Annotated in this window: 16 protein-coding genes, 40 tRNA genes and 4 rRNA genes; 51 read left to right on the forward strand and 9 right to left on the reverse strand. The window is 42.1% G+C overall.

Going from position 1 to position 25,279, the window contains the following annotated elements; genetic code table 11:
* The first annotated feature begins 240 nt into the window (after nt 1-240).
* Nucleotides 241-939: a hypothetical protein gene (locus ACHZEU_RS18910; RefSeq protein WP_404803643.1), complete on the forward strand. Its 699-nt coding sequence runs from the start codon at nt 241-243 to the stop codon at nt 937-939.
* Nucleotides 940-992: 53 nt separating this feature from the next.
* Here ACHZEU_RS18910 and ACHZEU_RS18915 read toward each other — a convergent pair whose 3' ends face one another.
* Both ACHZEU_RS18915 and ACHZEU_RS18920 read right to left on the reverse strand, forming a co-directional pair.
* Complete coding sequence (locus ACHZEU_RS18915) at nt 993-1,976, reverse strand: cation diffusion facilitator family transporter (RefSeq protein WP_048395811.1); 984 nt, start codon at nt 1,974-1,976, stop codon at nt 993-995.
* Nucleotides 1,977-1,990: 14 nt separating this feature from the next.
* The gene (locus tag ACHZEU_RS18920; RefSeq protein ID WP_004233792.1) at nt 1,991-2,713 is read right to left on the reverse strand and encodes an MgtC/SapB family protein; all 723 of its coding nucleotides are present in this window, start codon (nt 2,711-2,713) and stop codon (nt 1,991-1,993) included.
* 132 nt (nt 2,714-2,845) lie between these two features.
* Between ACHZEU_RS18920 and ACHZEU_RS18925 the strand changes: the two genes are divergently transcribed.
* From ACHZEU_RS18925 to ACHZEU_RS19040, 24 genes are all read left to right on the forward strand, one after another.
* Complete coding sequence (locus tag ACHZEU_RS18925; protein WP_048395813.1) at nt 2,846-3,745, forward strand: DMT family transporter; 900 nt, start codon at nt 2,846-2,848, stop codon at nt 3,743-3,745.
* A gap of 269 nt (nt 3,746-4,014) precedes the next feature.
* Nucleotides 4,015-5,566, forward strand: a 16S ribosomal RNA gene (locus tag ACHZEU_RS18930).
* Between the two features lie 181 nt (nt 5,567-5,747).
* Nucleotides 5,748-8,675 (forward strand): 23S ribosomal RNA (locus tag ACHZEU_RS18935).
* A 110-nt stretch (nt 8,676-8,785) separates the two neighbouring features.
* Nucleotides 8,786-8,901: ribosomal RNA gene (rrf, locus tag ACHZEU_RS18940) — 5S ribosomal RNA — on the forward strand.
* The 16S, 23S and 5S rRNA genes sit together here with 20 tRNA genes alongside, the layout of an rRNA operon.
* Before the next feature lie 10 nt (nt 8,902-8,911).
* A tRNA-Val gene (locus tag ACHZEU_RS18945) sits at nt 8,912-8,987 on the forward strand.
* A 3-nt stretch (nt 8,988-8,990) separates the two neighbouring features.
* Nucleotides 8,991-9,066, forward strand: a tRNA-Thr gene (locus tag ACHZEU_RS18950).
* 7 nt (nt 9,067-9,073) lie between these two features.
* Nucleotides 9,074-9,149, forward strand: a tRNA-Lys gene (locus tag ACHZEU_RS18955).
* Between the two features lie 17 nt (nt 9,150-9,166).
* Nucleotides 9,167-9,251 (forward strand) — tRNA-Leu (locus ACHZEU_RS18960).
* A gap of 36 nt (nt 9,252-9,287) precedes the next feature.
* Nucleotides 9,288-9,362: transfer RNA gene (locus ACHZEU_RS18965), tRNA-Gly, on the forward strand.
* 5 nt (nt 9,363-9,367) lie between these two features.
* Nucleotides 9,368-9,456, forward strand: a tRNA-Leu gene (locus ACHZEU_RS18970).
* Between the two features lie 8 nt (nt 9,457-9,464).
* Nucleotides 9,465-9,541 (forward strand) — tRNA-Arg (locus tag ACHZEU_RS18975).
* 9 nt (nt 9,542-9,550) lie between these two features.
* Nucleotides 9,551-9,627: transfer RNA gene (locus ACHZEU_RS18980), tRNA-Pro, on the forward strand.
* A 16-nt stretch (nt 9,628-9,643) separates the two neighbouring features.
* Nucleotides 9,644-9,719 (forward strand) — tRNA-Ala (locus tag ACHZEU_RS18985).
* A gap of 28 nt (nt 9,720-9,747) precedes the next feature.
* Nucleotides 9,748-9,821 (forward strand) — tRNA-Met (locus ACHZEU_RS18990).
* Nucleotides 9,822-9,828: 7 nt separating this feature from the next.
* A tRNA-Ile gene (locus ACHZEU_RS18995) sits at nt 9,829-9,905 on the forward strand.
* Between the two features lie 15 nt (nt 9,906-9,920).
* A tRNA-Ser gene (locus ACHZEU_RS19000) sits at nt 9,921-10,013 on the forward strand.
* 53 nt (nt 10,014-10,066) lie between these two features.
* Nucleotides 10,067-10,141 (forward strand) — tRNA-Met (locus ACHZEU_RS19005).
* A 3-nt stretch (nt 10,142-10,144) separates the two neighbouring features.
* Nucleotides 10,145-10,220, forward strand: a tRNA-Asp gene (locus ACHZEU_RS19010).
* Nucleotides 10,221-10,279: 59 nt separating this feature from the next.
* Nucleotides 10,280-10,355: transfer RNA gene (locus ACHZEU_RS19015), tRNA-Phe, on the forward strand.
* Nucleotides 10,356-10,360: 5 nt separating this feature from the next.
* Nucleotides 10,361-10,434: transfer RNA gene (locus ACHZEU_RS19020), tRNA-Gly, on the forward strand.
* Between the two features lies 1 nt (nt 10,435).
* Nucleotides 10,436-10,512, forward strand: a tRNA-Ile gene (locus ACHZEU_RS19025).
* A 4-nt stretch (nt 10,513-10,516) separates the two neighbouring features.
* A tRNA-Asn gene (locus tag ACHZEU_RS19030) sits at nt 10,517-10,593 on the forward strand.
* Nucleotides 10,594-10,603: 10 nt separating this feature from the next.
* A tRNA-Ser gene (locus ACHZEU_RS19035) sits at nt 10,604-10,694 on the forward strand.
* A gap of 2 nt (nt 10,695-10,696) precedes the next feature.
* Nucleotides 10,697-10,768, forward strand: a tRNA-Glu gene (locus ACHZEU_RS19040).
* A 59-nt stretch (nt 10,769-10,827) separates the two neighbouring features.
* Here the strand turns inward: ACHZEU_RS19040 and ACHZEU_RS19045 are convergent.
* The 4 genes from ACHZEU_RS19045 to nadB form a co-directional block, all read right to left on the reverse strand.
* The gene (locus ACHZEU_RS19045; protein WP_048395913.1) at nt 10,828-11,244 is read right to left on the reverse strand and encodes a VOC family protein; all 417 of its coding nucleotides are present in this window, start codon (nt 11,242-11,244) and stop codon (nt 10,828-10,830) included.
* 165 nt (nt 11,245-11,409) lie between these two features.
* Complete coding sequence (gene nadA, locus ACHZEU_RS19050) at nt 11,410-12,513, reverse strand: quinolinate synthase NadA (protein WP_048395912.1); 1,104 nt, start codon at nt 12,511-12,513, stop codon at nt 11,410-11,412.
* The gene (nadC, locus tag ACHZEU_RS19055; RefSeq protein WP_048395910.1) at nt 12,500-13,360 is read right to left on the reverse strand and encodes a carboxylating nicotinate-nucleotide diphosphorylase; all 861 of its coding nucleotides are present in this window, start codon (nt 13,358-13,360) and stop codon (nt 12,500-12,502) included. The genes nadA and nadC overlap by 14 nt, the downstream gene beginning before the upstream one ends.
* Nucleotides 13,341-14,903 carry an L-aspartate oxidase gene (gene nadB, locus ACHZEU_RS19060; protein ID WP_404803644.1) on the reverse strand — a complete coding sequence of 521 codons (1,563 nt, stop codon included), beginning with the start codon at nt 14,901-14,903 and terminating at the stop codon, nt 13,341-13,343. Before nadB ends, nadC begins: the two co-directional genes overlap by 20 nt.
* A 100-nt stretch (nt 14,904-15,003) precedes the next feature.
* On the opposite strand from nadB, the gene ACHZEU_RS19065 reads away from it, so the two are divergent.
* The 22 genes from ACHZEU_RS19065 to ACHZEU_RS19170 all read left to right on the forward strand — a co-directional run bounded on the left by ACHZEU_RS19065 (nt 15,004) and on the right by ACHZEU_RS19170 (nt 18,333).
* Nucleotides 15,004-16,074: a cysteine desulfurase family protein gene (locus tag ACHZEU_RS19065; protein WP_053075739.1), complete on the forward strand. Its 1,071-nt coding sequence runs from the start codon at nt 15,004-15,006 to the stop codon at nt 16,072-16,074.
* A gap of 278 nt (nt 16,075-16,352) precedes the next feature.
* Nucleotides 16,353-16,468 (forward strand): 5S ribosomal RNA (rrf, locus tag ACHZEU_RS19070).
* A 10-nt stretch (nt 16,469-16,478) separates the two neighbouring features.
* Nucleotides 16,479-16,554: transfer RNA gene (locus ACHZEU_RS19075), tRNA-Val, on the forward strand.
* A gap of 3 nt (nt 16,555-16,557) precedes the next feature.
* Nucleotides 16,558-16,633, forward strand: a tRNA-Thr gene (locus ACHZEU_RS19080).
* A 7-nt stretch (nt 16,634-16,640) separates the two neighbouring features.
* A tRNA-Lys gene (locus ACHZEU_RS19085) sits at nt 16,641-16,716 on the forward strand.
* Nucleotides 16,717-16,733: 17 nt separating this feature from the next.
* A tRNA-Leu gene (locus tag ACHZEU_RS19090) sits at nt 16,734-16,818 on the forward strand.
* A 36-nt stretch (nt 16,819-16,854) separates the two neighbouring features.
* Nucleotides 16,855-16,929, forward strand: a tRNA-Gly gene (locus ACHZEU_RS19095).
* A 5-nt stretch (nt 16,930-16,934) separates the two neighbouring features.
* Nucleotides 16,935-17,023: transfer RNA gene (locus tag ACHZEU_RS19100), tRNA-Leu, on the forward strand.
* An 8-nt stretch (nt 17,024-17,031) separates the two neighbouring features.
* A tRNA-Arg gene (locus ACHZEU_RS19105) sits at nt 17,032-17,108 on the forward strand.
* A 9-nt stretch (nt 17,109-17,117) separates the two neighbouring features.
* Nucleotides 17,118-17,194, forward strand: a tRNA-Pro gene (locus ACHZEU_RS19110).
* Between the two features lie 15 nt (nt 17,195-17,209).
* Nucleotides 17,210-17,285 (forward strand) — tRNA-Ala (locus ACHZEU_RS19115).
* 28 nt (nt 17,286-17,313) lie between these two features.
* Nucleotides 17,314-17,387: transfer RNA gene (locus tag ACHZEU_RS19120), tRNA-Met, on the forward strand.
* 7 nt (nt 17,388-17,394) lie between these two features.
* Nucleotides 17,395-17,471, forward strand: a tRNA-Ile gene (locus tag ACHZEU_RS19125).
* 15 nt (nt 17,472-17,486) lie between these two features.
* Nucleotides 17,487-17,579, forward strand: a tRNA-Ser gene (locus ACHZEU_RS19130).
* 53 nt (nt 17,580-17,632) lie between these two features.
* Nucleotides 17,633-17,707 (forward strand) — tRNA-Met (locus ACHZEU_RS19135).
* Nucleotides 17,708-17,710: 3 nt separating this feature from the next.
* Nucleotides 17,711-17,786: transfer RNA gene (locus ACHZEU_RS19140), tRNA-Asp, on the forward strand.
* 58 nt (nt 17,787-17,844) lie between these two features.
* Nucleotides 17,845-17,920, forward strand: a tRNA-Phe gene (locus ACHZEU_RS19145).
* A 5-nt stretch (nt 17,921-17,925) separates the two neighbouring features.
* Nucleotides 17,926-17,999: transfer RNA gene (locus ACHZEU_RS19150), tRNA-Gly, on the forward strand.
* A gap of 1 nt (nt 18,000) precedes the next feature.
* Nucleotides 18,001-18,077: transfer RNA gene (locus ACHZEU_RS19155), tRNA-Ile, on the forward strand.
* A gap of 4 nt (nt 18,078-18,081) precedes the next feature.
* Nucleotides 18,082-18,158 (forward strand) — tRNA-Asn (locus tag ACHZEU_RS19160).
* Between the two features lie 10 nt (nt 18,159-18,168).
* A tRNA-Ser gene (locus tag ACHZEU_RS19165) sits at nt 18,169-18,259 on the forward strand.
* Nucleotides 18,260-18,261: 2 nt separating this feature from the next.
* Nucleotides 18,262-18,333, forward strand: a tRNA-Glu gene (locus ACHZEU_RS19170).
* 139 nt (nt 18,334-18,472) lie between these two features.
* Here ACHZEU_RS19170 and ACHZEU_RS19175 read toward each other — a convergent pair.
* Genes ACHZEU_RS19175 through ACHZEU_RS19185 form a run of 3 tightly spaced genes read right to left on the reverse strand, consistent with a single transcriptional unit; the run spans nt 18,473 to nt 21,339 of the window.
* Complete coding sequence (locus ACHZEU_RS19175; protein ID WP_048391029.1) at nt 18,473-19,267, reverse strand: ABC transporter ATP-binding protein; 795 nt, start codon at nt 19,265-19,267, stop codon at nt 18,473-18,475.
* Nucleotides 19,268-19,282: 15 nt separating this feature from the next.
* On the reverse strand, nt 19,283-20,338 hold the full coding sequence (locus tag ACHZEU_RS19180) for an iron ABC transporter permease (protein ID WP_048391031.1): 1,056 nt from the start codon (nt 20,336-20,338) through the stop codon (nt 19,283-19,285).
* Nucleotides 20,338-21,339, reverse strand: coding sequence for an iron ABC transporter permease (locus tag ACHZEU_RS19185; RefSeq protein ID WP_048391034.1), 1,002 nt, complete (start codon nt 21,337-21,339; stop codon nt 20,338-20,340). The genes ACHZEU_RS19180 and ACHZEU_RS19185 overlap by 1 nt, the downstream gene beginning before the upstream one ends.
* 144 nt (nt 21,340-21,483) lie before the next feature.
* Between ACHZEU_RS19185 and ACHZEU_RS19190 the strand changes: the two genes are divergently transcribed.
* The 4 genes from ACHZEU_RS19190 (at nt 21,484) to ACHZEU_RS19205 (ending at nt 25,258) form a co-directional block, all read left to right on the forward strand.
* Nucleotides 21,484-22,479: an ABC transporter substrate-binding protein gene (locus tag ACHZEU_RS19190; protein WP_048391036.1), complete on the forward strand. Its 996-nt coding sequence runs from the start codon at nt 21,484-21,486 to the stop codon at nt 22,477-22,479.
* A gap of 135 nt (nt 22,480-22,614) precedes the next feature.
* Nucleotides 22,615-23,829: a diaminopropionate ammonia-lyase gene (locus ACHZEU_RS19195; protein ID WP_048391038.1), complete on the forward strand. Its 1,215-nt coding sequence runs from the start codon at nt 22,615-22,617 to the stop codon at nt 23,827-23,829.
* 142 nt (nt 23,830-23,971) lie between these two features.
* On the forward strand, nt 23,972-24,733 hold the full coding sequence (locus ACHZEU_RS19200) for a MerR family transcriptional regulator (protein WP_048391040.1): 762 nt from the start codon (nt 23,972-23,974) through the stop codon (nt 24,731-24,733).
* Nucleotides 24,734-24,808: 75 nt separating this feature from the next.
* Nucleotides 24,809-25,258, forward strand: coding sequence for a TraR/DksA C4-type zinc finger protein (locus ACHZEU_RS19205; protein WP_048391043.1), 450 nt, complete (start codon nt 24,809-24,811; stop codon nt 25,256-25,258).
* The last annotated feature ends 21 nt before the right edge of the window (nt 25,259-25,279 follow it).

Genomic DNA, 25,279 nt, shown 5'->3' on the forward strand with positions numbered 1-25,279 from the left:
ATAGATACATAATAGAAGGAATATAAATGTATTTTTCTTTATTTTAAGTGAGGAAAGTTATGTTTTTAACTGAGTCATTCAACCTATATTGTAGATTATTTTACTATAAGGTGATTTATGGAATGACAGAAAAGGATAGTTTTTTGTCGTAATCAGTCAATTCGTGTGTCGATGTTCAGAAGTTGTTCAGCCACCTTTACTAAAATAATTACAATATTAAACAAAGAGGAGAGGGATCAAATGTTGAAACAATTGCTACAGGACCGTATTGTTACATTAAGTTGTATAGAAATGCCATTCCAGCAACATGTTTATAAAATGCAAAATTGTGTAGAGGTATTGGGGATTGAAGCGAAATCATTGCAAATTGAAAATGATAAAATTATCACTGGATACATTGTAGATCAAAGTATATTTTTTAAAAGCGTGCGTTTTGGGCGAACGAATGTTATTTTTTCGGATGGTGTAAATAAAGCAATTGTACAATTATTTGTTCGTCCTTCTGGAGAAATTGTTGTAGAAGTTAAGCCGTATTTGGGGGGTGCTGAGATTGTTCCTGTTTATTATCGAACAATTTTAGCAGATACAGCTATTGCAATTGATTTAAAAGGTGCTTTAAAACATTATTTGGTAGCCCATCAATTTATGAATATAGAAGATTCAATTGCTGAAGTACATTACCAATCCATGCATCCGAATGTATTAAAGGATTCTTTTTTAGGAAATTTCGTGTTGGGTTGTCATGTGGATGGCAGAAATATTCTCAATGCAGAAGAATATGCATTAGCTAATCGTCAAGCCTCCTTACTATTTTCAAAAATCGTTATTCAGCAGAATGGTAAAAGACTAATGATTGCTTGTAATAAATTACTTACTTTTATGATTACAAACCATGTTTATGTAGGTTATGAGGATATTCCTAATTTAAAATTAGTCTAACAAATAGCCAACTGCCTGAAATACGGCAATTGGCTATTTGTTTTTATAAAGTATTAAATGGAGTTGTTTGGTTTTTCACCAACGTGTATCCAGCTTGTTTTCCCATCATCTTCGTCGAATAATATAGCTACTTTAGATACTCCTTTTTGGCTTAGGATTACCTCTGTTAAATGATCCCGAACATCATCTAAAAAGGCTAACGATAAAAGCGGATCAGCTTCAGCCACTAATTCTACATGTAAAAACTCTCCTTCTTTAATCACTTCAAGACGCACAATATCTTTGATATTTGGATCATCCATTACGAGGTGAGCTATATGGTTTAACATCTCTTCATCAGTTTCACCAATGACACCACGTGCGTTATCAAGGAATACCTTACCTACAACATAAAACATCATGACCCCAATTATCATCGAAACTAGTCCTTCTATTCGACCCCAACCTGTAAAATAAGCAATTAAAATAGCAGCAAAGGCTAAGAAGTTGCCTCCAGTAGCAACTAAATCTTCCATAAAAACTAATTTTGTGGCCGGTTTTGCTCTATTCAAGTATGTGAATGCTTTCGGAATAGATGCGATACCTGCTTTTTCTTGACCTGATTCATGTAGCACTTCTGCAGCCGCTTTAGCTAGCACTGTCCCTTCTAAAACAATCCCGATGAATAATACTCCTAGGGCAATCAATATCCCGCTAGACTCTCCTGTGGGATGAATAAAATGATGCCAACCTTCTTTTATTGTTTCATAAGAAAGGATAGCTACAATTATTACGGCGAAAAGGCATACTAAATTGACAATACGACCAAAGCCACCGGGAAATTGTTTTGTAGGTGCCTTTTTAGAGAGTGCTGACCCTATATACACAAATAATTGGTTTGCTGCATCGCCTAGAGAGTGCATCATTTCTGCAAACATCGCAACGTTACCTGTAAAGAAAAAGGCGATTCCTTTAATAATTCCTAAAAATGCATTTACACATGCAGCCATTAGAGAGGGTTTGTTACCGTCTTTTAGTAGTTTTAATAGTTCTGCCATAAAAAATCCTCCAACTAGTTTAAAATTTCCATTTCGATTTTTTCTATATAAGATAGTGCTCGTAATGAACGATAAAATGACAACAAATTATCCGAGACGATTAAGGAAAGACGTAAATCTAACTCATGTAAAACACTATCGTTTTTTAAGTGCACATCTTTAATGCGTATATTTTCAATGATAATGTTGTTGTCCTTTAAAAATAATAGAAATGATTCTGTATGGTTGTCATCATCAATTTGGACTTTTAACAAAATTTCCCGCATACGAATTCGCTTTGGTCCGATTTTCATAAGAAAAGGTGATAGTACTTCAATTCCAAAAACAATGATCACAACAGCTAGTGTTGCATCCATGTAAAAACCTGCACCAACCGCAATACCAATACCAGCGGCTCCCCAAATCATAGCAGCGGTTGTTAAACCCGTAATGCTGTCATTCCCGCGTCTTAGAATGACTCCTGCACCAAGAAAGCCAATTCCACTAACAATTTGTGCGGCTAAACGAAGAGGGTCCATCGTAATATTAATATCTTCTCTAGCGGGGGTTGAGTAGGCAGTTTCAATGGAGATAATCGTTAATAAGCAGCTGAAAGTAGCAATAACTAAACTTGTTTTTAATCCAACTGGTTTTTTCTTTAATTCCCTTTCGATACCGATTACTAAACTTAATGTGGCTGCAATAACTAATTTTATGCCAACTTCATATGTAATCATATTTTCGAATAATGTTTCCATACACAACCCTCCATTGATATTTCGTATTGCTAAGAGATATGCAAACTGTCATTATTATATGTGCATCACTTTTTTGTATTGTACAACATGAAGTAAGGACATATAAGTATTTTTTTAGGAAGGTGGGGTTTTTTGGAGCAGCCAAAAATCCATCCATACATCCCGATTGTGATTGGTGTAATTTCAGTATCGATGTCAGCTATTTTTGTGAAATTAGCATCGGCGGAAGCGGGGATTATAGCATTTTATCGCATGCTATTTTCCGTTTTTATCATGGCGCCATGGTTTTTAAGGGGATATACAAAGGAGTTAACGACTTTAAAAAGACGTGATTGGCTATTTTCTTCAGTTGCAGGGATTTTTTTAGCCTTTCATTTTATATTATGGTTTGAATCACTCAACTATACTTCAGTAGCAAGTTCAACAGTTTTAGTAACACTACAACCTTTGTTTGCGTTTGTGGGCACTTACTTTTTCTTTAAAGAGAAAATTACGATGAAAACAATTGTAGCAGGATCAATTGCAATAATAGGAAGTGTTTTAATTAGTTGGGGCGATTTTAAAGTAAGTGGAACAGCCTTATATGGAGATGTACTGGCGCTCGTTGCTTGTGCACTAGCGACAGCTTATTTTCTATTAGGACAGGATGTACGTAAGAGATTATCACTTGTGACCTATACAATGGTTGTATATGTTGTAAGTACCATCACTTTATTTATATATGTAATGGTTAAAGGGGAATCTTTTGGTCCATATTCTTCGATGGATTGGTTATGGTTTATCTTATTAGCGTTAATACCAAATTTACTTGGTCATACTTTGTTTAATTGGTCAATTAAATACGTCAGTACGAATGTTGTTTCAATTGCTATATTATTTGAGCCTGTAGGAGCTGCTCTTTTAGCTTTGGTGATATTTAAAGAGTATTTAATCATGACACAAATCATCGGTGGATTGATTGTATTAGCAGGAATTCTATTGTTTGTAATAGATATTAAAAAGATTTTTAATTTTTTTAAGAAAAATGCTTGATTTTTAAAATGCTATATTATATATTATTACTTGTCCTTAACAAGAAGGAACGCTTGAAAATAAAGTTTTGAAAAGTTGTTGACTTTTAGTTGGGGATGAGATAAGATAATAAAGTCGCTGAAAACGACTTAAATAAAATGAACCTTGAAAACTGAACAAGCAAAACGTAATCAATAAAGTTTTAAGTAGCTAGTTTTGCTAGTGAACGAAACACAATTTTGGACATCAAACATGATGCCAGCAAAACAATTTGAGCTAATCAAATTTCTTTTATGGAGAGTTTGATCCTGGCTCAGGACGAACGCTGGCGGCGTGCCTAATACATGCAAGTCGAGCGAACAGAAAAGGAGCTTGCTCCTTTGACGTTAGCGGCGGACGGGTGAGTAACACGTGGGCAACCTACCCTATAGTTTGGGATAACTCCGGGAAACCGGGGCTAATACCGAATAATCTCTTTTGCTTCATGGTGAAAGACTGAAAGACGGTTTCGGCTGTCGCTATAGGATGGGCCCGCGGCGCATTAGCTAGTTGGTGAGGTAACGGCTCACCAAGGCGACGATGCGTAGCCGACCTGAGAGGGTGATCGGCCACACTGGGACTGAGACACGGCCCAGACTCCTACGGGAGGCAGCAGTAGGGAATCTTCCACAATGGGCGAAAGCCTGATGGAGCAACGCCGCGTGAGTGAAGAAGGTTTTCGGATCGTAAAACTCTGTTGTAAGGGAAGAACAAGTACAGTAGTAACTGGCTGTACCTTGACGGTACCTTATTAGAAAGCCACGGCTAACTACGTGCCAGCAGCCGCGGTAATACGTAGGTGGCAAGCGTTGTCCGGAATTATTGGGCGTAAAGCGCGCGCAGGCGGTCCTTTAAGTCTGATGTGAAAGCCCACGGCTCAACCGTGGAGGGTCATTGGAAACTGGGGGACTTGAGTGCAGAAGAGGAAAGTGGAATTCCAAGTGTAGCGGTGAAATGCGTAGAGATTTGGAGGAACACCAGTGGCGAAGGCGACTTTCTGGTCTGTAACTGACGCTGAGGCGCGAAAGCGTGGGGAGCAAACAGGATTAGATACCCTGGTAGTCCACGCCGTAAACGATGAGTGCTAAGTGTTAGGGGGTTTCCGCCCCTTAGTGCTGCAGCTAACGCATTAAGCACTCCGCCTGGGGAGTACGGTCGCAAGACTGAAACTCAAAGGAATTGACGGGGGCCCGCACAAGCGGTGGAGCATGTGGTTTAATTCGAAGCAACGCGAAGAACCTTACCAGGTCTTGACATCCCGTTGACCACTGTAGAGATATAGTTTCCCCTTCGGGGGCAACGGTGACAGGTGGTGCATGGTTGTCGTCAGCTCGTGTCGTGAGATGTTGGGTTAAGTCCCGCAACGAGCGCAACCCTTGATCTTAGTTGCCATCATTTAGTTGGGCACTCTAAGGTGACTGCCGGTGACAAACCGGAGGAAGGTGGGGATGACGTCAAATCATCATGCCCCTTATGACCTGGGCTACACACGTGCTACAATGGACGATACAAACGGTTGCCAACTCGCGAGAGGGAGCTAATCCGATAAAGTCGTTCTCAGTTCGGATTGTAGGCTGCAACTCGCCTACATGAAGCCGGAATCGCTAGTAATCGCGGATCAGCATGCCGCGGTGAATACGTTCCCGGGCCTTGTACACACCGCCCGTCACACCACGAGAGTTTGTAACACCCGAAGTCGGTGAGGTAACCTTTTGGAGCCAGCCGCCGAAGGTGGGATAGATGATTGGGGTGAAGTCGTAACAAGGTAGCCGTATCGGAAGGTGCGGCTGGATCACCTCCTTTCTAAGGATTATTTCGGAATACAAACCTTGGGTTTGTAAGATTACGTTTTGCGTTCAGTTTTGAAGGTTCATTCTATCTGAATGAAACACTTCAAAACTTGTTCTTTGAAAACTGGATAAAACGACATTGAAATTGTAACAAACACATTTATTTTTTAAGTTTTTTATAGGCTTAATAACTTGGTTAAGTTATTAAGGGCGCACGGCGAATGCCTTGGCACTAGGAGCCGAAGAAGGACGGCACTAACACCGATATGCTTCGGGGAGCTGTAAGTGAGCTTTGATCCGGAGATTTCCGAATGGGGGAACCCACTACGTTTAATCGCGTAGTATCTTGACGTGAATACATAGCGTCTTGAAGGCAGACCCAGGGAACTGAAACATCTAAGTACCTGGAGGAAGAGAAAGAAAAATCGATTCCCTGAGTAGCGGCGAGCGAAACGGGAAGAGCCCAAACCAAGAGGCTTGCCTCTTGGGGTTGTAGGACACTCTATACGGAGTTACAAAAGAGCGAGTTAGATGAAGCGACTTGGAAAGGTCCGCCAGAGCAGGTAAAAGCCCTGTAGTCGAAAGTTCGTTCTCTCCTGAGTGGATCCTGAGTACGGCGGAACACGTGAAATTCCGTCGGAATCCGGGAGGACCATCTCCCAAGGCTAAATACTACCTAGTGACCGATAGTGAACCAGTACCGTGAGGGAAAGGTGAAAAGCACCCCGGAAGGGGAGTGAAAGAGATCCTGAAACCGTGTGCCTACAAGTAGTTAGAGCCCGTTAATGGGTGATAGCGTGCCTTTTGTAGAATGAACCGGCGAGTTACGATTACGTGCGAGGTTAAGCTTTAGAAGGCGGAGCCGCAGCGAAAGCGAGTCTGAATAGGGCGAAATAGTACGTGGTCGTAGACCCGAAACCAGGTGATCTACCCATGTCCAGGGTGAAGGTGAGGTAACACTTACTGGAGGCCCGAACCCACGCACGTTGAAAAGTGCGGGGATGAGGTGTGGGTAGCGGAGAAATTCCAATCGAACTTGGAGATAGCTGGTTCTCTCCGAAATAGCTTTAGGGCTAGCCTCGTGATGAGAATACTGGAGGTAGAGCACTGTTTGGACTAGGGGGCCATCCCGGTTTACCGAATTCAGACAAACTCCGAATGCCAGATATTTATACACGGGAGTCAGACTGCGAGTGATAAGATCCGTAGTCAAAAGGGAAACAGCCCAGACCACCAGCTAAGGTCCCAAAGTAATCGTTAAGTGGAAAAGGATGTGGCGTTGCACAGACAACCAGGATGTTGGCTTAGAAGCAGCCATCATTTAAAGAGTGCGTAATAGCTCACTGGTCGAGTGACGCTGCGCCGAAAATGTATCGGGGCTAAACGATTCACCGAAGCTGTGGATTGACATCTACGATGTCAGTGGTAGGAGAGCGTTCTAAGTGCGTTGAAGTCAGATCGGAAGGACTGGTGGAGCGCTTAGAAGTGAGAATGCCGGTATGAGTAGCGAAAGACGGGTGAGAATCCCGTCCACCGTATGACTAAGGTTTCCTGAGGAAGGCTCGTCCGCTCAGGGTTAGTCGGGACCTAAGCCGAGGCCGATAGGCGTAGGCGATGGACAACAGGTTGATATTCCTGTACCACCTCCTCACCGTTTGAGAAATGGGGGGACGCAGTAGGATAGGGTAAGCGCGCCGTTGGTTGTGCGCGTCCAAGCAGTAAGGCGTGTGTGTAGGCAAATCCGCACACTGTAACGTTGAGCTGTGATGGCGAGTCCGTATGGACGAAGTTCCTGATTTCACACTGCCAAGAAAAGCCTCTATCGAGGTGAGAGGTGCCCGTACCGCAAACCGACACAGGTAGTCGAGGAGAGAATCCTAAGGTGTGCGAGAGAACTCTCGTTAAGGAACTCGGCAAAATGACCCCGTAACTTCGGGAGAAGGGGTGCTCTTGAGCGTGCAAGCGCATGAGAGCCGCAGTGAATAGGCCCAGGCGACTGTTTAGCAAAAACACAGGTCTCTGCAAAACCGTAAGGTGACGTATAGGGGCTGACGCCTGCCCGGTGCTGGAAGGTTAACATGAGTAACTATCTCAAGCGAGCCTACGAACTGAASAWCCAGTATACGGCGGCCGTAACTATAACGGTCCTAAGGTAGCGAAATTCCTTGTCGGGTAAGTTCCGACCCGCACGAAAGGCGTAACGATCTGGGCACTGTCTCAACGAGAGACTCGGTGAAATTATAGTACCTGTGAAGATGCAGGTTACCCGCGACAGGACGGAAAGACCCCGTGGAGCTTTACTGTAGCCTGATATTGAATTTTGGTACAACTTGTACAGGATAGGTAGGAGCCAGAGATCTCGGAGCGCCAGCTTCGAAGGAGGCGTCGGTGGGATACTACCCTGGTTGTATTGAAATTCTAACCCATGCCCCTTAGCGGGGCAGGAGACAGTGTCAGGCGGACAGTTTGACTGGGGCGGTCGCCTCCTAAAAGGTAACGGAGGCGCCCAAAGGTTCCCTCAGAATGGTTGGAAATCATTCGTAGAGTGTAAAGGCACAAGGGAGCTTGACTGCGAGACCTACAAGTCGAGCAGGGTCGAAAGACGGGCTTAGTGATCCGGTGGTTCCGCATGGAAGGGCCATCGCTCAACGGATAAAAGCTACCCCGGGGATAACAGGCTTATCTCCCCCAAGAGTCCACATCGACGGGGAGGTTTGGCACCTCGATGTCGGCTCATCGCATCCTGGGGCTGTAGTCGGTCCCAAGGGTTGGGCTGTTCGCCCATTAAAGCGGTACGCGAGCTGGGTTCAGAACGTCGTGAGACAGTTCGGTCCCTATCCGTCGTGGGCGTAGGAAATTTGAGAGGAGCTGTCCTTAGTACGAGAGGACCGGGATGGACACACCGCTGGTGTACCAGTTGTCTTGCCAAAGGCATCGCTGGGTAGCTATGTGTGGACGGGATAAGTGCTGAAAGCATCTAAGCATGAAGCCCCCCTCAAGATGAGATTTCCCATTACGCAAGTAAGTAAGATCCCTCAAAGACGATGAGGTAGATAGGTTCGAGGTGGAAGTGTGGTGACACATGGAGCTGACGAATACTAATCGATCGAGGACTTAACCAAAAAGTTTGAAACATTCAATGCGCCGTTTATCCAGTTTTGAAAGAACAACTCTTTCTATAAAGAGAGCTTTTAGATACATTAGTACGAAGTGTATGGAAGCTTAACAATAGGCTTCTGCTGATGGCAAAGTGGTCACACCCGTTCCCATACCGAACACGGAAGTTAAGCTCTTTAGCGCCGATGGTAGTTGGGGGCTTCCCCCTGTGAGAGTAGGACGTCGCTAGGCATAATACCCAGGAGGATTAGCTCAGCTGGGAGAGCATCTGCCTTACAAGCAGAGGGTCGGCGGTTCGAGCCCGTCATCCTCCACCATATGCCGGTTTAGCTCAGCAGGTAGAGCAACTGACTTGTAATCAGTAGGTCGTGGGTTCGATTCCTATAGCCGGCACCATTTTTTCGAGCCATTAGCTCAGTTGGTAGAGCATCTGACTTTTAATCAGAGGGTCGAAGGTTCGAGTCCTTCATGGCTCACCATTTATAAATAATAATAAGCGGGTGTGGCGGAATTGGCAGACGCACTAGACTTAGGATCTAGCGCCGCAAGGCGTGGGGGTTCGACTCCCTTCACCCGCACCATTATTTTCATTGCCAGATAAAAAAGCTTATGCACATGCGGAAGTAGTTCAGTGGTAGAACACCACCTTGCCAAGGTGGGGGTCGCGAGTTCGAACCTCGTCTTCCGCTCCAAATGTGCCGGGGTGGCGGAACTGGCAGACGCACAGGACTTAAAATCCTGCGGTAGGTGACTACCGTACCGGTTCGATTCCGGTCCTCGGCACCATTTTAAATGCGCCCGTAGCTCAATTGGATAGAGCGTCTGACTACGGATCAGAAGGTTATGGGTTCGACTCCTGTCGGGCGCGCCAAAAGAACAACGGGAAGTAGCTCAGCTTGGTAGAGCACTTGGTTTGGGACCAAGGGGTCGCAGGTTCGAATCCTGTCTTCCCGACCATTTCCAAAAAGATTATGGGGCCTTAGCTCAGCTGGGAGAGCGCCTGCCTTGCACGCAGGAGGTCAGCGGTTCGATCCCGCTAGGCTCCACCATAAGTAAATTAACCAGTATAAAGATCCTGGCGGCGTAGCTCAGCTGGCTAGAGCGTACGGTTCATACCCGTAAGGTCGGGGGTTCGATCCCCTCTGCCGCCATCTTAAAGGACCTTTAGCTCAGTTGGTTAGAGCAGACGGCTCATAACCGTCCGGTCGCAGGTTCGAGTCCTGCAAGGTCCACCATTTATATATTGTAACGGAGGTATACCCAAGTCTGGCTGAAGGGATCGGTCTTGAAAACCGACAGGCGGGTAACACCGCGCGGGGGTTCGAATCCCTCTACCTCCTCCAGTTTTAAATTTTTATAAATGGTGCTTTAAAAACTCGAAACAACATAAAATTATCGCGGGGTGGAGCAGTGGTAGCTCGTCGGGCTCATAACCCGAAGGTCGTTGGTTCAAATCCGGCCCCCGCAACCAAAAGGTCCCGTGGTGTAGCGGTTAACATGCCTGCCTGTCACGCAGGAGATCGCCGGTTCGATCCCGGTCGGGACCGCCATTTTTAAAGATAAAAGTCATGAGAAGCAAAAAAGTGAGCAAGCTTAGCATGGACGAAATGGGTCAGTAGCTCAGTTGGTAGAGCATTAGATTGAAGCTCTAAGTGTCGGCGGTTCGATTCCGTCCTGACCCACCATTTATGCGGGTGTAGTTTAATGGTAAAACCTCAGCCTTCCAAGCTGATGTCGTGGGTTCGATTCCCATCACCCGCTCCAAGGGCCTATAGCTCAGCTGGTTAGAGCGCACGCCTGATAAGCGTGAGGTCGATGGTTCGAGTCCATTTAGGCCCACCATTATTCCGAAGTAGCTCAGTTGGTAGTAGCACCTGACTGTTAATCAGGTTGTCGCAGGTTCGAGTCCTGCCTTCGGAGCCATTTTTATTTTGGGGAAGTACTCAAGAGGCTGAAGAGGCGCCCCTGCTAAGGGTGTAGGTCGGGTAACCGGCGCGAGGGTTCAAATCCCTCCTTCTCCGCCATGGGCCCGTTGGTCAAGTGGTTAAGACACCGCCCTTTCACGGCGGTAACACGGGTTCGAATCCCGTACGGGTCATACTAAAAACAGTAGATGCAATTGCATCTACTGTTTTTTGATATTCATAGATACAAAATTTACTCTTGATTCAATGCATTTTCATCCATATAAACTACTTCCCAGATATGCCCATCTACATCTTGAAAACCCCAACCATACATAAATCCGTGATCTTGTGGTTCACTATAAGGTTTACCACCAGAGGCAAGTGCCTTATTCACTAATTGATCTACTTGTTCTCGGTTTTCAGCAGAGAGACATAAGATTGCTTCTGCAGAAGTAGTAGTATCTGTAACTTCTTTTTTACTAAATCCTTTAAATCGTTCTTCAACCATTATTAATACGAAGATATTTTCGCTAATAATCATTGAGGCTGTTGTTTCATCACTGAATTGTTGATTGAACTCAAAACCTAATTCCTTAAAAAAACTGATAGATTTGTTTAGATCTTTTACTGGTAAATTGATAAAGATATTTTTCGATTGAAAAGCCATTTAGTATCACCTCCAAATTGACAGTATCATGGAGCATAAAGTCGTGTCAATTATAGCAAAGCGGGGCGCAAATGGAAGCCATTAGCACTATTAGAAGTAGGCGTTATGTCAACAAAAACAGAAAGGTTATATCTTCAACCTTTCTGTTTAAAAAGTTTTAACTATTTATCCTCTGGCTAGCATTCTTTCAAGTGAACTAAGTGCTTCAGCGGTAGTATGTTCATCTACTTGTATACGGTTATGAGGTTGACCTTGCTCAATATTTTCTAAGCTCCATAACAAATGTGGAAGGTCAATTCGATTCATTGTTAAACAAGGACAAAAGTTTTCGTTTAAGGAGACAATATGTTTATCAGGATGCTGCTTAATAATGCGATTGACAAGGTTCATTTCTGTTCCAATTGCCCATGCAGATCCGCTTGGAGCTCGATTGATTGTATCAATAATGTATTTTGTGGAGCCTGCATCATCAGCCGCTGCAACCACTTCACGGCTGCACTCAGGGTGAACAATTATCCTCATAGTCGGGTGTTCTTTGCGAATAACCTCTGTATGTTGAACAGTAAAACCTTCGTGCACAGAGCAGTGACCCTTCCAAAGAATAACCTGGATATTTTCAAGTGGCTCTTTTGTTTCGAGCAAGTTCTTATGCGGATTCCAAACAGCCATATTTTCAAGAGGTATACCTAAATCATAGGCAGTATTTCTTCCTAAATGTTGGTCAGGTAAAAAGAAGATACGCTGTTTTTGGGTAAAAGCCCATTGAACAAGTTCCTTTGCATTCGATGAAGTGACACAAGCACCACCATGTCTTCCAGTAAAGGCTTTAATAGCCGCAGTTGAGTTAACATAGGTTAGAGGAATAATCGTATCACCAAAGAGTTCTTGAAGAATTGGCCATGCTTGTTCAGTTTGATAAATATCAGCCATATCAGCCATTGAACAACCAGCGCGCATATCTGGTAAATAGACATGTTGCTGTTTCGTTGTCAGCATATCAGCAGTTTCTGCCATAAAATGTACACCGCAAAATACGATGTGTTCAGCTTCCTTATTTGCTGCGGATAATTGAGCTAACTGTAAAGAATCCCCAGTTGCATCTGCAAATTGAATGACTTCATCTTTTTGATAATGGTGGCCAGGAATAAATAATTTAGGACCTAATTTTTTCTTTATTGATAAAATACGAGATTCCATTTCCTTTACAGATAGTGCCCGATAATGCTCTGGGAGTAATGTCGTCTGTTGTAATAAACTAGTGATGGACAAGGGAATGATCTCCTTTCATTTGAACGAGTGCACTAATATCAAAAGCTTTAACTGAATGTGTTAAGGAGCCAAGTGAAATCCATTGAATACCCGTTTGGGCATAAGCCTTTAAATTTTCAAGTGTGATGCCCCCAGATGCTTCAGTCGCAATAGTGGGAGGAACAATGGGAAGCCATGCACGGATTTCTTCTGGGCTACGGTTATCAAACATAATAATATCTGCTCCTGCGTTGATAGCTTCTTCTAATTGTTCTTTTGTTTCAATTTCAACTTCAATTTTTACGGTATGACCGACTTTCGCTCTAGCGGTCTGAACTGCCTTTGTAATGCTACCAGCAAAGGCAATATGATTATCCTTTAGCATAATTGCGTCATACAGGCCATTACGATGATTAAAAGCACCACCAATTCGAACAGCATATTTATCTAGCATACGCAGTCCTGGTAGTGTTTTACGCGTATCACATATTTTTGCGTGAGTACCTACTGTTTCTTGAACGGCAAGATGGGCAGCCGTTGCAATAGCAGACATACGTTGAATAAGATTTAAAATGACACGCTCACCGATTAATAATTTTTGTAAGGGACCTTTAATCACAGCGAGTACATCACCTGACTTCACCATCTCTCCATCTTTTGTATGAAGGTTGACTTCGATTGATCGATCGAGTAAGAGAAAGCCATGCTCAATAATGTTAGCCCCACAAAAAATTCCGCTTTCTTTCGCGTAAAAAGAAAAAGCTCCCTGTTGTTCGGCTGAAAAGATAAATTCACTCGATAAATCTCCATCTCCTAAATCCTCATTAAAAAATTGCTTGAGCATTTCCTCAAGTTTGATGATATTCATACAATGAGTTCCTCACTTTCATTTGTCCTTGCGAAAAAATAATCCATCGGCTTGCCCATTGTGATTTCATTTCGGATTTATCCTTCCGAATATGAGCTCCTCTTGTTTCCGTTCGCGTAATTGCTGCATGTGCCATTAATGTGGCGACTACATGCATCATAAATAATTCCAACTCAGCTAGTTCTAGACCCTTTAAATTAACTTGAATAAGTGATTGCAAGGAGGGTAGTTGCTTTACAAAATGCTGCAAGTCATCAATATTTCTAACAATACCTAGGAACCGCATCATGTGTTGCTGTAATTGGGGTTTGCTAAATAAAGGTGGCATTTTATCAGGACATTGATGCTTTTCCAGTAAAAAGTTTTTTTGATGACACCCTTTTTGAATAATGAACTGCGCCATTTTTTGACCAAATGTAATACCTTCCAATAGGGAGTTACTTGCTAAACGATTCGCACCATGTACGCCTGTACAGGCAACCTCACCGACTGCATATAAGTTCGGTATAGTAGTTCTTCCTTTGTCATCAGCAATAACACCACCCATCAAGAAATGACTTCCCGGAGCCACGGGGATTAGACCATCTTGTAAATGAACGTTATGAACATGGCACAGCTGAGCAATTGTTGGAAACTTTGCTTCAAAGTCTTGAATGTTAGTGATATCAATAAACGTTTCTTCACCCGCTGCACGTTTTGTAAATAGGGCAAGTGCAGTAATATGTCTTGGTGCTAGGTCAAGTTGAGCATGTAAACCTGTCATAATGGGCTGATGCTGGGCATTAACAAAAATACCACCAGCCCCTCTGACAGCTTCAGAAACTAATCCCTTTGCTTCATTTTTACACCACAGAAGACTCGGGTGAAATTGCATAAATTCCATATCACTAATGGCAGCGCCTGCTCGAAATGCTAATGCGATCCCATCCCCTGTATTAGTTGGGAAATTAGATGTACTTGAATAAAGGGCACCTGCGCCACCTGTCGCTAAAATAACATGATGAGCCAAATAACGTTTTGTACCTTTTTCTCCTTTAGTTAGTACTCCTACACAGTCACCATCTGTATTCCGTAAAAGCTCATAAGCCATTTCATAGCAATTGATCTTTGTTTTGGGCGAAAGTTTATGAAGCAAGTAATCTATGAAAATCTGACCAGTACGATCACCACCTGCATGTAGAATACGATGATGACTATGTGCTCCTTCAAGTCCTAGAGCAGGTTTTCCATCGACCTGCCGATCAACAGGGAGGCCATCCTTTAGATAGTTTTGCATAATCTCAGTGCCATTTTTTATAAGTGTTTTAACATGCCTTTTCTCATGATGATACTCTCCAGCTTTCAATGTATCAGCAATATGATGTTGAATATGATCCTCCTCACTGGTAACAGCAGCAATCCCACCTTGTGCACGATAAGAACTACTCATATATATAGATGATTTTGTAACAATTTGTATTTGAAAATGTTTTTCAAGCACTAAAGCAGCCTGAAGTGCAGCAATACCACTACCAATTATAAGGACGTCTGTCTTTACATCCATCGTTATACCTTCTTTACAGTTGTCTTGACACTTATCTTTACATAAAATATAAAAGAAAACAAGACCTGATGAACAAGAGAGGAAGAAGACGATGATTTATATGGATTATGCTGCAACATCACCTATGATGAGGGAATCTCTTGAGGCATATGTAGAGGTGGCACAACGGTATTATGGAAATAGTGCGAGTTTGCATGATTTAGGGGGACAAGCTTTTTATTTTGTCCAGCAATCAAGGGAGGTTGTAGCCCAAGCCCTAGGTGTAACTAGTGATGGCGTAATTTTTACGGGTAGTGGAACAGAAGGAAATCTCATAGCCATCTTGTCGTTAGCGCTAGCCTCAAAAAAAGGAAAACACATTATTTCATCTCAAGCTGAGCATACGTCAGTGCATGCGGCTTTGAATACACTTGAGAAAAAGGGCTTTACTGTAACAAAATTACCTTTGCAGAAGGATGGTTGTGTTGATCTGGGGCAATTGCAACAAGCAATCCGGGAAGAGACTGCTTTGATTACCATTCAACATGTCAATTCTGAAATTGGTTCAATCCAGCCTGTAGAGAAAATCGTAAAGATGGCAAGAAAATCAAATATATTCTGTCATGTTGATTGTGTACAATCATTTGGCAAACTAGCTATACCAAAAGGGGCAGATGCGATTACCATCTCGGCTCATAAAATAGGCGGACCAAAGGGCTGTGGTGCTATATATCTGAACCCTGCAATCAGAGTACCTGCATTAACACCAGGTTTGACACATGAGAGGGGTCTTAGAGGGGGGACATTAGATACTCCTGCAATCGTGGCCTTTGCCGCGGCAATTGAAAACTATCAATATGAATTGCAACATTATGAAACGCTAAGAAATTATTTTGAAAATAATTTACCTGAAAAATGTCAGCTCGTTGAGTGTAAACAGCAACTACCTAATATTTGTGGGGTAATGATGGAAAAAGTAGAGGGACAATATGTTCTTTTAAAGTTAAATGAGGCGGGAATCTGTATCTCTACAGGTAGTGCATGTGATATTCATAGTGAATCGGGAACAAAGGCTATTCTATCAATGGGGTTCTCTTTGGAAGCGGCACGCCAATTTTTTAGAATATCTTTTGGTCCTTCCACTAAACTTGAGGATATTGTAAAATTAAAAATAGAGCTTTCAAATATTTAACGAAAAGACGAGTGAAGGATTATCTATATTCTTCACTTGTAGTGAAATAGATTATAAGTTAATAATATCGGCCAAATAAAATAATTGTTTTCTTTTGAACCAACAATTGCTATAATATTTTGCAGGGCAATATTTTCTCTTACTTAACAAAAATATCTTTAAAAAGTAATAATTTCTTTTTTTTATAAAAAAGTATTGCACAATGTTAGAAAACGTTATACAATAATTCTTGTCTTGAAGGACAGGTAAACAACTTCAAAACAAGATACATAACAAAGTCTAGTGATGATGGCAAAGAGGTCACACCCGTTCCCATACCGAACACGGAAGTTAAGCTCTTTAGCGCCGATGGTAGTTGGGGGCTTCCCCCTGTGAGAGTAGGACGTCGCTAGGCATAATACCCAGGAGGATTAGCTCAGCTGGGAGAGCATCTGCCTTACAAGCAGAGGGTCGGCGGTTCGAGCCCGTCATCCTCCACCATATGCCGGTTTAGCTCAGCAGGTAGAGCAACTGACTTGTAATCAGTAGGTCGTGGGTTCGATTCCTATAGCCGGCACCATTTTTTCGAGCCATTAGCTCAGTTGGTAGAGCATCTGACTTTTAATCAGAGGGTCGAAGGTTCGAGTCCTTCATGGCTCACCATTTATAAATAATAATAAGCGGGTGTGGCGGAATTGGCAGACGCACTAGACTTAGGATCTAGCGCCGCAAGGCGTGGGGGTTCGACTCCCTTCACCCGCACCATTATTTTCATTGCCAGATAAAAAAGCTTATGCACATGCGGAAGTAGTTCAGTGGTAGAACACCACCTTGCCAAGGTGGGGGTCGCGAGTTCGAACCTCGTCTTCCGCTCCAAATGTGCCGGGGTGGCGGAACTGGCAGACGCACAGGACTTAAAATCCTGCGGTAGGTGACTACCGTACCGGTTCGATTCCGGTCCTCGGCACCATTTTAAATGCGCCCGTAGCTCAATTGGATAGAGCGTCTGACTACGGATCAGAAGGTTATGGGTTCGACTCCTGTCGGGCGCGCCAAAAGAACAACGGGAAGTAGCTCAGCTTGGTAGAGCACTTGGTTTGGGACCAAGGGGTCGCAGGTTCGAATCCTGTCTTCCCGACCATTTCCAAAAAATTATGGGGCCTTAGCTCAGCTGGGAGAGCGCCTGCCTTGCACGCAGGAGGTCAGCGGTTCGATCCCGCTAGGCTCCACCATAAGTAAATTAACCAGTATAAAGATCCTGGCGGCGTAGCTCAGCTGGCTAGAGCGTACGGTTCATACCCGTAAGGTCGGGGGTTCGATCCCCTCTGCCGCCATCTTAAAGGACCTTTAGCTCAGTTGGTTAGAGCAGACGGCTCATAACCGTCCGGTCGCAGGTTCGAGTCCTGCAAGGTCCACCATTTATATATTGTAACGGAGGTATACCCAAGTCTGGCTGAAGGGATCGGTCTTGAAAACCGACAGGCGGGTAACACCGCGCGGGGGTTCGAATCCCTCTACCTCCTCCAGTTTTAAATTTTTATAAATGGTGCTTTAAAAACTCGAAACAACATAAAATTATCGCGGGGTGGAGCAGTGGTAGCTCGTCGGGCTCATAACCCGAAGGTCGTTGGTTCAAATCCGGCCCCCGCAACCAAAAGGTCCCGTGGTGTAGCGGTTAACATGCCTGCCTGTCACGCAGGAGATCGCCGGTTCGATCCCGGTCGGGACCGCCATTTTTAAAATAAAAGTCATGAGAAGCAAAAAAGTGAGCAAGCTTAGCATGGACGAAATGGGTCAGTAGCTCAGTTGGTAGAGCATTAGATTGAAGCTCTAAGTGTCGGCGGTTCGATTCCGTCCTGACCCACCATTTATGCGGGTGTAGTTTAATGGTAAAACCTCAGCCTTCCAAGCTGATGTCGTGGGTTCGATTCCCATCACCCGCTCCAAGGGCCTATAGCTCAGCTGGTTAGAGCGCACGCCTGATAAGCGTGAGGTCGATGGTTCGAGTCCATTTAGGCCCACCATTATTCCGAAGTAGCTCAGTTGGTAGTAGCACCTGACTGTTAATCAGGTTGTCGCAGGTTCGAGTCCTGCCTTCGGAGCCATTTTTATTTTGGGGAAGTACTCAAGAGGCTGAAGAGGCGCCCCTGCTAAGGGTGTAGGTCGGGTAACCGGCGCGAGGGTTCAAATCCCTCCTTCTCCGCCATGGGCCCGTTGGTCAAGTGGTTAAGACACCGCCCTTTCACGGCGGTAACACGGGTTCGAATCCCGTACGGGTCATACTAAGTGCAGTAGATGAATTTACATCTACTGCACTTTTTAATTTACTTGATATTTAGATTTATAACATAGCTATAATAAATGAAAGCCTACACAGAATGATTAAACTGTGTAGGCTTGTTGTTTTTTAAATTAGTGATTAAATTTTTCGTCCTTTTCCATATGGGATGCAAAGAGGTGTACCAAAGATTGGATCTGTCGTCATTTGGCAATCAAGTTCAAACACATGATTAACTAAATCAGTGGTCATAATTTCTTCTGGTTTCCCTTGACGATAGACACCACGGTCACGCACTGTAATAATATGATCGGCATAGCGACAAGCAAGATTAATATCATGTAGTACCATAACAATAGTTCTCTTTTGCTGTTGGTTCAATTCGAATAGTAAATCTAAAACGTCTATTTGATGAGTTAAATCTAAGTATGTCGTAGGCTCGTCTAAAAGAATGATATCTGTATCTTGAGCAAGCGTCATAGCTATCCAAGCACGTTGACGTTGTCCCCCTGATAGCTCATCTACTGGTCTATCTTGTAAATGCTCGGTACCTGTAGCTTTTAAAGCGTTTAAAACGATTTCTTCATCTTTTTCAGTCCACTGTTGTCGCCAACTTTGGTAAGGATAGCGACCTTGTTTCACAAGTTGTAGGACAGTTAAGCCTTCTGGTGCAACAGGAGATTGAGGAAGAATAGAGAGGTTTTTAGCCACTTGTTTTGTTGATAATTTAAAAATATCCTCACCGTCTAATAAAACGGAGCCTTTTTTAGGTTTTAATAATCGAGCAATGGAGCGTAAGAGTGTGGATTTACCACAGCCATTCGCTCCGATTAATACAGTAATTTCATTCAAAGGAATAGATAAATTGAGATCTTCGATAATATTGAAATCACCATAACTTAATGTTAGAGATTTGGTTAATAAAGATTCAGTCATGTAGTATAGACTCCTTTATTTTTTAGGGTTTCTAAATAATAAATAAATAAAGTAAGGAGCACCGATAGCAGCAGTAAAGACGCCTGCGGGTACTTCTAATGGGCTAAATGCTGTACGACCTATAATATCTGCAACCATTACAAGCAATGCACCAATTGCAGCGGATGCTGGAATAAGTACACCGAACGATGAACCAACAATGCGTCGTGCAATATGAGGAGCCATTAATCCTACAAACCCAATAGCACCAGCAAATGCTATGGCACTCGCTACTAAACTGGAACATAATAGAATTAAGTAAAGGCGTGTTTTTTGAACAGGTTGCCCTAGGCTTGATGCTGTATCATCACCTAATTCTTGAACATTTAACTGCCGAGTAATAAAAAAGGTGATAAGTAGAAGTACAATAATCAATGGAACAACGATTTGTACTTGATCCCAATCCGAACTTTTGACACTACCCGTAATCCATTTATTCGCTTCACTTGCTTGATAAATTGGGCCGATAATCATTAACATTGTAGTAATTGCTTGCATGAATGCCGACACGCTAATACCGATTAAGACAAGACGATTTGGTGTGACACCATCTTTCCAAGCAAATAGGTAGACTATACATCCGACGATAGTAGCCCCTATGAATCCTGCTAATGGCAACCACTCTATACTAACTGTTAAAGAGTGATTAGAATCACTGAAAATGGCTAAGAAACCAACAACCGCTGCCCCACCACCAGCAGATATGCCGATTATATCAGGTGAGGCAAGTGGATTTTTAATGATTCCTTGTAAAACTGCACCTGCGACGGCTAATGCCATTCCAGCAAACAAGGCCATGAAAATTCGAGGCATTCGAAAATCAATAATAATCAGTTGATCAAAATCTGAGCCGTAACCAAAAAAAGCTTGTAAAACTTTAAATGGATTGATGAATGAATCACCAAATGATGCACTAAGAAAGAAAACGGCAAGAGTTAGTATGCAAATCACTGTTAATTTTTTTATAGCTTGTACATCTATTAAAAATGAAATTTTTTGTTGAAGTAAACGAATTGTTTTTACATGTTTCATTATTTTTTTCCACCTTTTCGCGCAAGGTAAATAAAGAATGGTGTGCCAATCATAGCAGTCATGACGCCTACTGGAACTTCTTGTGGCATGATAATATAACGAGCCGCAACATCAGCCAGCAATAAAAGTATCCCCCCAAGTAAAGCAGCCATAGGAATAAGCCATCGATGATCAGTGCCGACAAACTTGCGCGCAAAATGGGGAACGACAATCCCTATAAAACCAATGGGGCCAGCAATTGCAACTGCTCCCCCTGCTAAAAAAATAACAATAAGACCGACCAATATCTTCATAAGTCCTAAACGTAAACCAAGACCTCTTGCTACATCATCGCCAAGAGCAAGAATATTCATTTTGGGGGAAATGATGAGGGCAGCAATCCACCCAATTACTAGATACGGTAGAACAGATAGTAGAATTTCAAGTTTTCTACCTTGTACAGAACCTGCTAACCAAAACAAAACTTGATCAAGCTCTGCTTCATTTGTAGCGAGTAAACCTTGCGTAAATGATGCAAATAGGGCACTGATGGCAGCACCAGCTAAAGTTATTTTCACTGGAGTAACAGCATCTCTACCTGAGAAACTAATTCCATAAACGGATAAAGCAGCGATTGCTGCACCAAGAAATGCAATCCACGCAAAAGATTGCAAGCTTGAAATGTGGAAAAAAATCATGGCAAAGACAACAGCAAAGCCTGCTCCTGCATTAATGCCCAAAATTCCAGGAGAGGCTAATGGATTTTTCGTTAAGGTCTGCATAAGCACGCCTGTAATAGCTAATGAAGCACCAACGCAACTGGCAATAAGAGCTCTTGGAATTCGAACATTTTGAATAATAAGATGCTCATTTGAATTGTTAAATTGTCTAAAAGATTCATACGTAGTTTGAATAGAAGTATTTGCATAACCATACACAATACTGATCCCCATAGAAAGAAGTAATAGTATGACTCCTACTAGTAAAGCAATCATTTTAGAATAATTATTTTTTAATATCATATTTAACGTGTACTCTTTTCTTGGAAAATTATTAAATTAGTTATTGACATTGATAGTTACATACAATACGATTAATATCGTTCTTAGACAGATGAAAGTGATTTTCATTCTCGTCAAATATGCTTAAATATTTTATCATATACAATGGAGGAAGAAAAGGTGCAAAAAGCTTTTCAAAAACTATTAGTTTTACTAGCTGTGGTTGCTATTTTTGTTCTGGCAGCATGCGGTACTTCTAAAGATAATGCCAAAGAAGAAAGTACAAAAGAAAGCAATGCTTACAGTGTTGACCATGCAATGGGGACAACTGAAGTAAAAGACACACCAAAACGTATCGTTGTTTTAACTAATGAAGGAACAGAAGCATTATTAGCTCTAGGTATTAAACCAGTAGGTGCTGTTCAATCTTGGACAGGCGATCCATGGTATGATCACATCAAGGATCAAATGGAAGGTGTAGAGGTTGTCGGTATTGAACATGAAATAAATATCGAAAAAATTGCTTCTTTAAAGCCAGATTTAATCATTGGCAATAAATTACGACAAGAAAAAGATTATGCTAAACTTAGCAAAATTGCTCCAACTGTGTTTTCTGATACATTACGTGGTGACTGGAAAGAGAATTTTAAATTATACGCTAAAGCAGTAAATCAAGAAACAAAAGGTGAAGAAGTTCTAAAAGCTTACGAAGATAAGTTACAAGCTCTGAAAGAAGAACTTGGAGAACAAACCAACCAAGAAGTTTCGTTTGTACGCTTTATGGCCGATAAATCTCGTATCTATTACACAGATTCATTCTCAGGTGTGATTTTTGATGCTTTAGGATTTAAACGTGTTGCAGCGCAAGCAGATTTATTTAAAGATAATGCTAAACTAGGAAACTTAGCGATTGAAGTAGGGAAAGAAGCGATCCCTCAAATGGATGGGGATGTTATTTTCTACTTCACGTACATGCCAACAGGCGATGATTCAGCACTAGCAACTGAACAAGAGTGGACACAAGACCCGCTTTGGAAAAACTTAACAGCAGTCCAAAAAGGCAATGCACATAAGGTGGATGATGTCATTTGGAATACGGCTGGAGGCATTTTAGCTGCGAATATTATGCTAGATCAAGTGAAAGAAATCTTTGTTAAATAATTTTCTTATAAACTATACATTTATCGATGTTCGATAAATGTATAGTTTTTTTACTTCCTAATATATACTCTCCTGGTACTTGTAAGTTAGATAGACTATGATGTAGATATTGACCGTAAATTGAGGGGGATGGCGATGAAGGAAAAATTAAGGTGGGTTTATAATCAGCATTATTTAGAGCAAGATCATATAAAACAAGCAACAGCAATACTTCCATATTTTTCACTAGATCAAGTGAGGAAAGTTGGTCAATTTCAGCGTACATATGAGCAATTTGAGAAGACACCACTCCATCATCTTGAGGCACTATCTTCATATATAGATGTAGAAAAAATTATGATTAAAGATGAATCTTATCGATTTGGTTTAAATGCCTTTAAAGTTTTAGGAGGTATTTATGCAATTGCGCAATATGTTGCCAATAAGCTTGGAAGGAATATAGAGGAGCTATCGTTTGAACAGTTAAAAACTCCAGAAGTAAGAGCGCAAGTAGGCAATTTAACATTTATTTCAACGACTGATGGAAATCATGGTCGTGGTGTGGCATGGGCTGCAAGAGAACTGGGTTTTCAAGCAAGAATATATATGCCAGCTGGTAGCGCCGCTGAGCGGTTACTGCATATTAAAAGTGAAGGGGCTTTTGCTGAAATTACGACAATGAATTATGACGATACTGTTCGTTATACCTCACAGCTTGCACTAGAAAATGGTTGGGTTTTGATTCAGGATACAATGTGGCAAGGCTATGATGAAATTCCATTATGGATTATGCAGGGGTACACAACCCTTGTACAGGAGATTGTTGAACAGATACGGCAAGCCCCAACACATGTATTTTTGCAAGCTGGTGTGGGGTCCTTTGCCGGAGCGGTAGTAGCATTTTTACAGCAATACTATGAGCAGGATATTACATTTGTCTTGGTTGAGCCACATGTCGCTAATTGCTATTATGAAAGCTTTAAGAAAAATACAGATCAATTTGTCACTGTTGGTGGGGAGATGCAAACTATAATGGCAGGTCTTGCTTGTGGTGAACCGAATCCACAGGCTTGGCAAATCTTAAAAGCCTACACAAAAATAAGTATCTCCTGTGAGGAAGAAATAGCAGCAACAGGTATGCGCGTTCTAGGAAATCCTTTAGCTACAGACACTCGCATTATAGCTGGTGAATCAGGAGCGGCGCCATTTGGTTGCTTTTATGAAATAATGACTAATGAACAATATAAGGAATTAAAACATGCCTTGCACCTAAATGAACAGGCAAGGGTGCTGTTTATTAATACAGAGGGTGATACAGATAAAGAGAGTTATCGAGAAATAGTATGGCATGGGAAATATGCGAATCAATAGCAAACTAGTGATTTACTAGTTTGCTATTTTCCTTTTGTAAAAGGATTTGAAAGTATAATTAAGTTTAATTAAATTTTTTTATTTTAACTCTTGACCTTAACGTTGCGTCAAAGCTTACAGTAGCATTAGTGGAGGTGATGAGATGGAATATACCATTCAGGAGCTTGCTCAACTATCGGGCGTTAGTACAAGAACATTGCGTTATTATGATGAAATTGGATTGCTGAAACCAGCAAGAACCAATGAGGCAGGTTATCGATTTTATGGCCAATGGGAGGTCGATATGTTGCAGCAGATTTTATTTTACCGTGCTTTGGATATGAAATTAGCGACAATTCAGGCTATTATTCAAGCACCAAATTTTCAGCATGCTGAGGCGCTCAAAACACATAGAGCTGCTTTGCTTCAACGCAAAGAGCAGTTGGAAACGATCTTACAGACAGTAGAAAAAACAATACAATCCATTGAGGAGGAACAACCAATGTCTAATGAAGAAAAATTTAAAGGCTTTAAAGAAAAGTTAATTGAGAATAACGAAAAGCAGTACGGCAAAGAAATCCGTGAGAAATATGGGAATGAAACAGTGGATGCATCCAATGCTAAGCTTATGAACATGACGGAGCAACAATATCAAGCGATGCAACAGCTAGAACAGCAAATGTTTGAACGTTTAGCAGAGGCAATGAAACTTGGAGATACTACAAGTGACATTGCGATGGAAGTTGCAGAGTTGCATAAACGCTGGCTCAACTTTACGTGGAAAGAGTATTCCAAAGAGGCACATGCAGGGCTGGCACAAATGTATATTGCTGATGAACGCTTTACAGCTTATTATGATGAACGTGGTGAAACAGGAGCAGCGCAATTTTTGCATGACGCCATTATAGCTTATACAAGTAAGTAAATAGGTCTTCCTTATGCTGACATGTTTTAGAAATCGTAAAATAGGAAAAAATGAAAGCATGAGGAGGAGATTATTGTGGATCAACAAGTAATGCAACAATTAAAAAGACAACTAGAGCAAGAATTACAAGAAATAGAACAACGAATAGAAGAATCAGAGCGACCTCAAGCGACAGAATTATCGAATTATGATAATCATCCAGCTGATAATGCTAGTGATTTAACGGATCAGCTTACAGAAATGGCTATTGATGAGCATCGTGGTGAAAATGCTGAGGAAATAAAAGAAGCTCTTCAAGCAATGGCAGACGGTACATATGGCAATTGTACCGTCTGTGGTAAGGAAATTCCGATTGGTCGCTTAGAGGCAATGCCGCAAGCTCTGACTTGTGTGGAACATGCAGAAAAGAAAGAAGACAATTTACGACCAGTGGAAGAAGATGTTCTTTCTTCAACACCAAAATCAGATGATTTTATTGAGCTGGAGGAATACGGCTCTTCTGATACACCACAGGATAAAATTTAGTAAGTTTTTCCTCGCAGAAGC

This window comes from Lysinibacillus sp. S1, from assembly GCF_044986265.1.
In the GTDB taxonomy this organism is placed as follows: domain Bacteria; phylum Bacillota; class Bacilli; order Bacillales_A; family Planococcaceae; genus Lysinibacillus; species Lysinibacillus capsici.

Coding starts and splice junctions, on each gene's coding strand:
- ACHZEU_RS18910 (WP_404803643.1), top strand. CDS start 241: ATGTTGAAACAATTGCTACAGGACCGTATTGTTACATTAAGTTGTATA.
- ACHZEU_RS18915 (WP_048395811.1), bottom strand. CDS start 1,976: ATGGCAGAACTATTAAAACTACTAAAAGACGGTAACAAACCCTCTCTA.
- ACHZEU_RS18920 (WP_004233792.1), bottom strand. CDS start 2,713: ATGGAAACATTATTCGAAAATATGATTACATATGAAGTTGGCATAAAA.
- ACHZEU_RS19045 (WP_048395913.1), bottom strand. CDS start 11,244: ATGGCTTTTCAATCGAAAAATATCTTTATCAATTTACCAGTAAAAGAT.
- nadC (WP_048395910.1), bottom strand. CDS start 13,360: ATGAATATCATCAAACTTGAGGAAATGCTCAAGCAATTTTTTAATGAG.
- nadB (WP_404803644.1), bottom strand. CDS start 14,903: ATGGATGTAAAGACAGACGTCCTTATAATTGGTAGTGGTATTGCTGCA.
- ACHZEU_RS19065 (WP_053075739.1), top strand. CDS start 15,004: ATGGATTATGCTGCAACATCACCTATGATGAGGGAATCTCTTGAGGCA.
- ACHZEU_RS19175 (WP_048391029.1), bottom strand. CDS start 19,267: ATGACTGAATCTTTATTAACCAAATCTCTAACATTAAGTTATGGTGAT.
- ACHZEU_RS19180 (WP_048391031.1), bottom strand. CDS start 20,338: ATGAAACATGTAAAAACAATTCGTTTACTTCAACAAAAAATTTCATTT.
- ACHZEU_RS19185 (WP_048391034.1), bottom strand. CDS start 21,339: ATGATATTAAAAAATAATTATTCTAAAATGATTGCTTTACTAGTAGGA.
- ACHZEU_RS19190 (WP_048391036.1), top strand. CDS start 21,484: ATGGAGGAAGAAAAGGTGCAAAAAGCTTTTCAAAAACTATTAGTTTTA.
- ACHZEU_RS19195 (WP_048391038.1), top strand. CDS start 22,615: ATGAAGGAAAAATTAAGGTGGGTTTATAATCAGCATTATTTAGAGCAA.
- ACHZEU_RS19200 (WP_048391040.1), top strand. CDS start 23,972: ATGGAATATACCATTCAGGAGCTTGCTCAACTATCGGGCGTTAGTACA.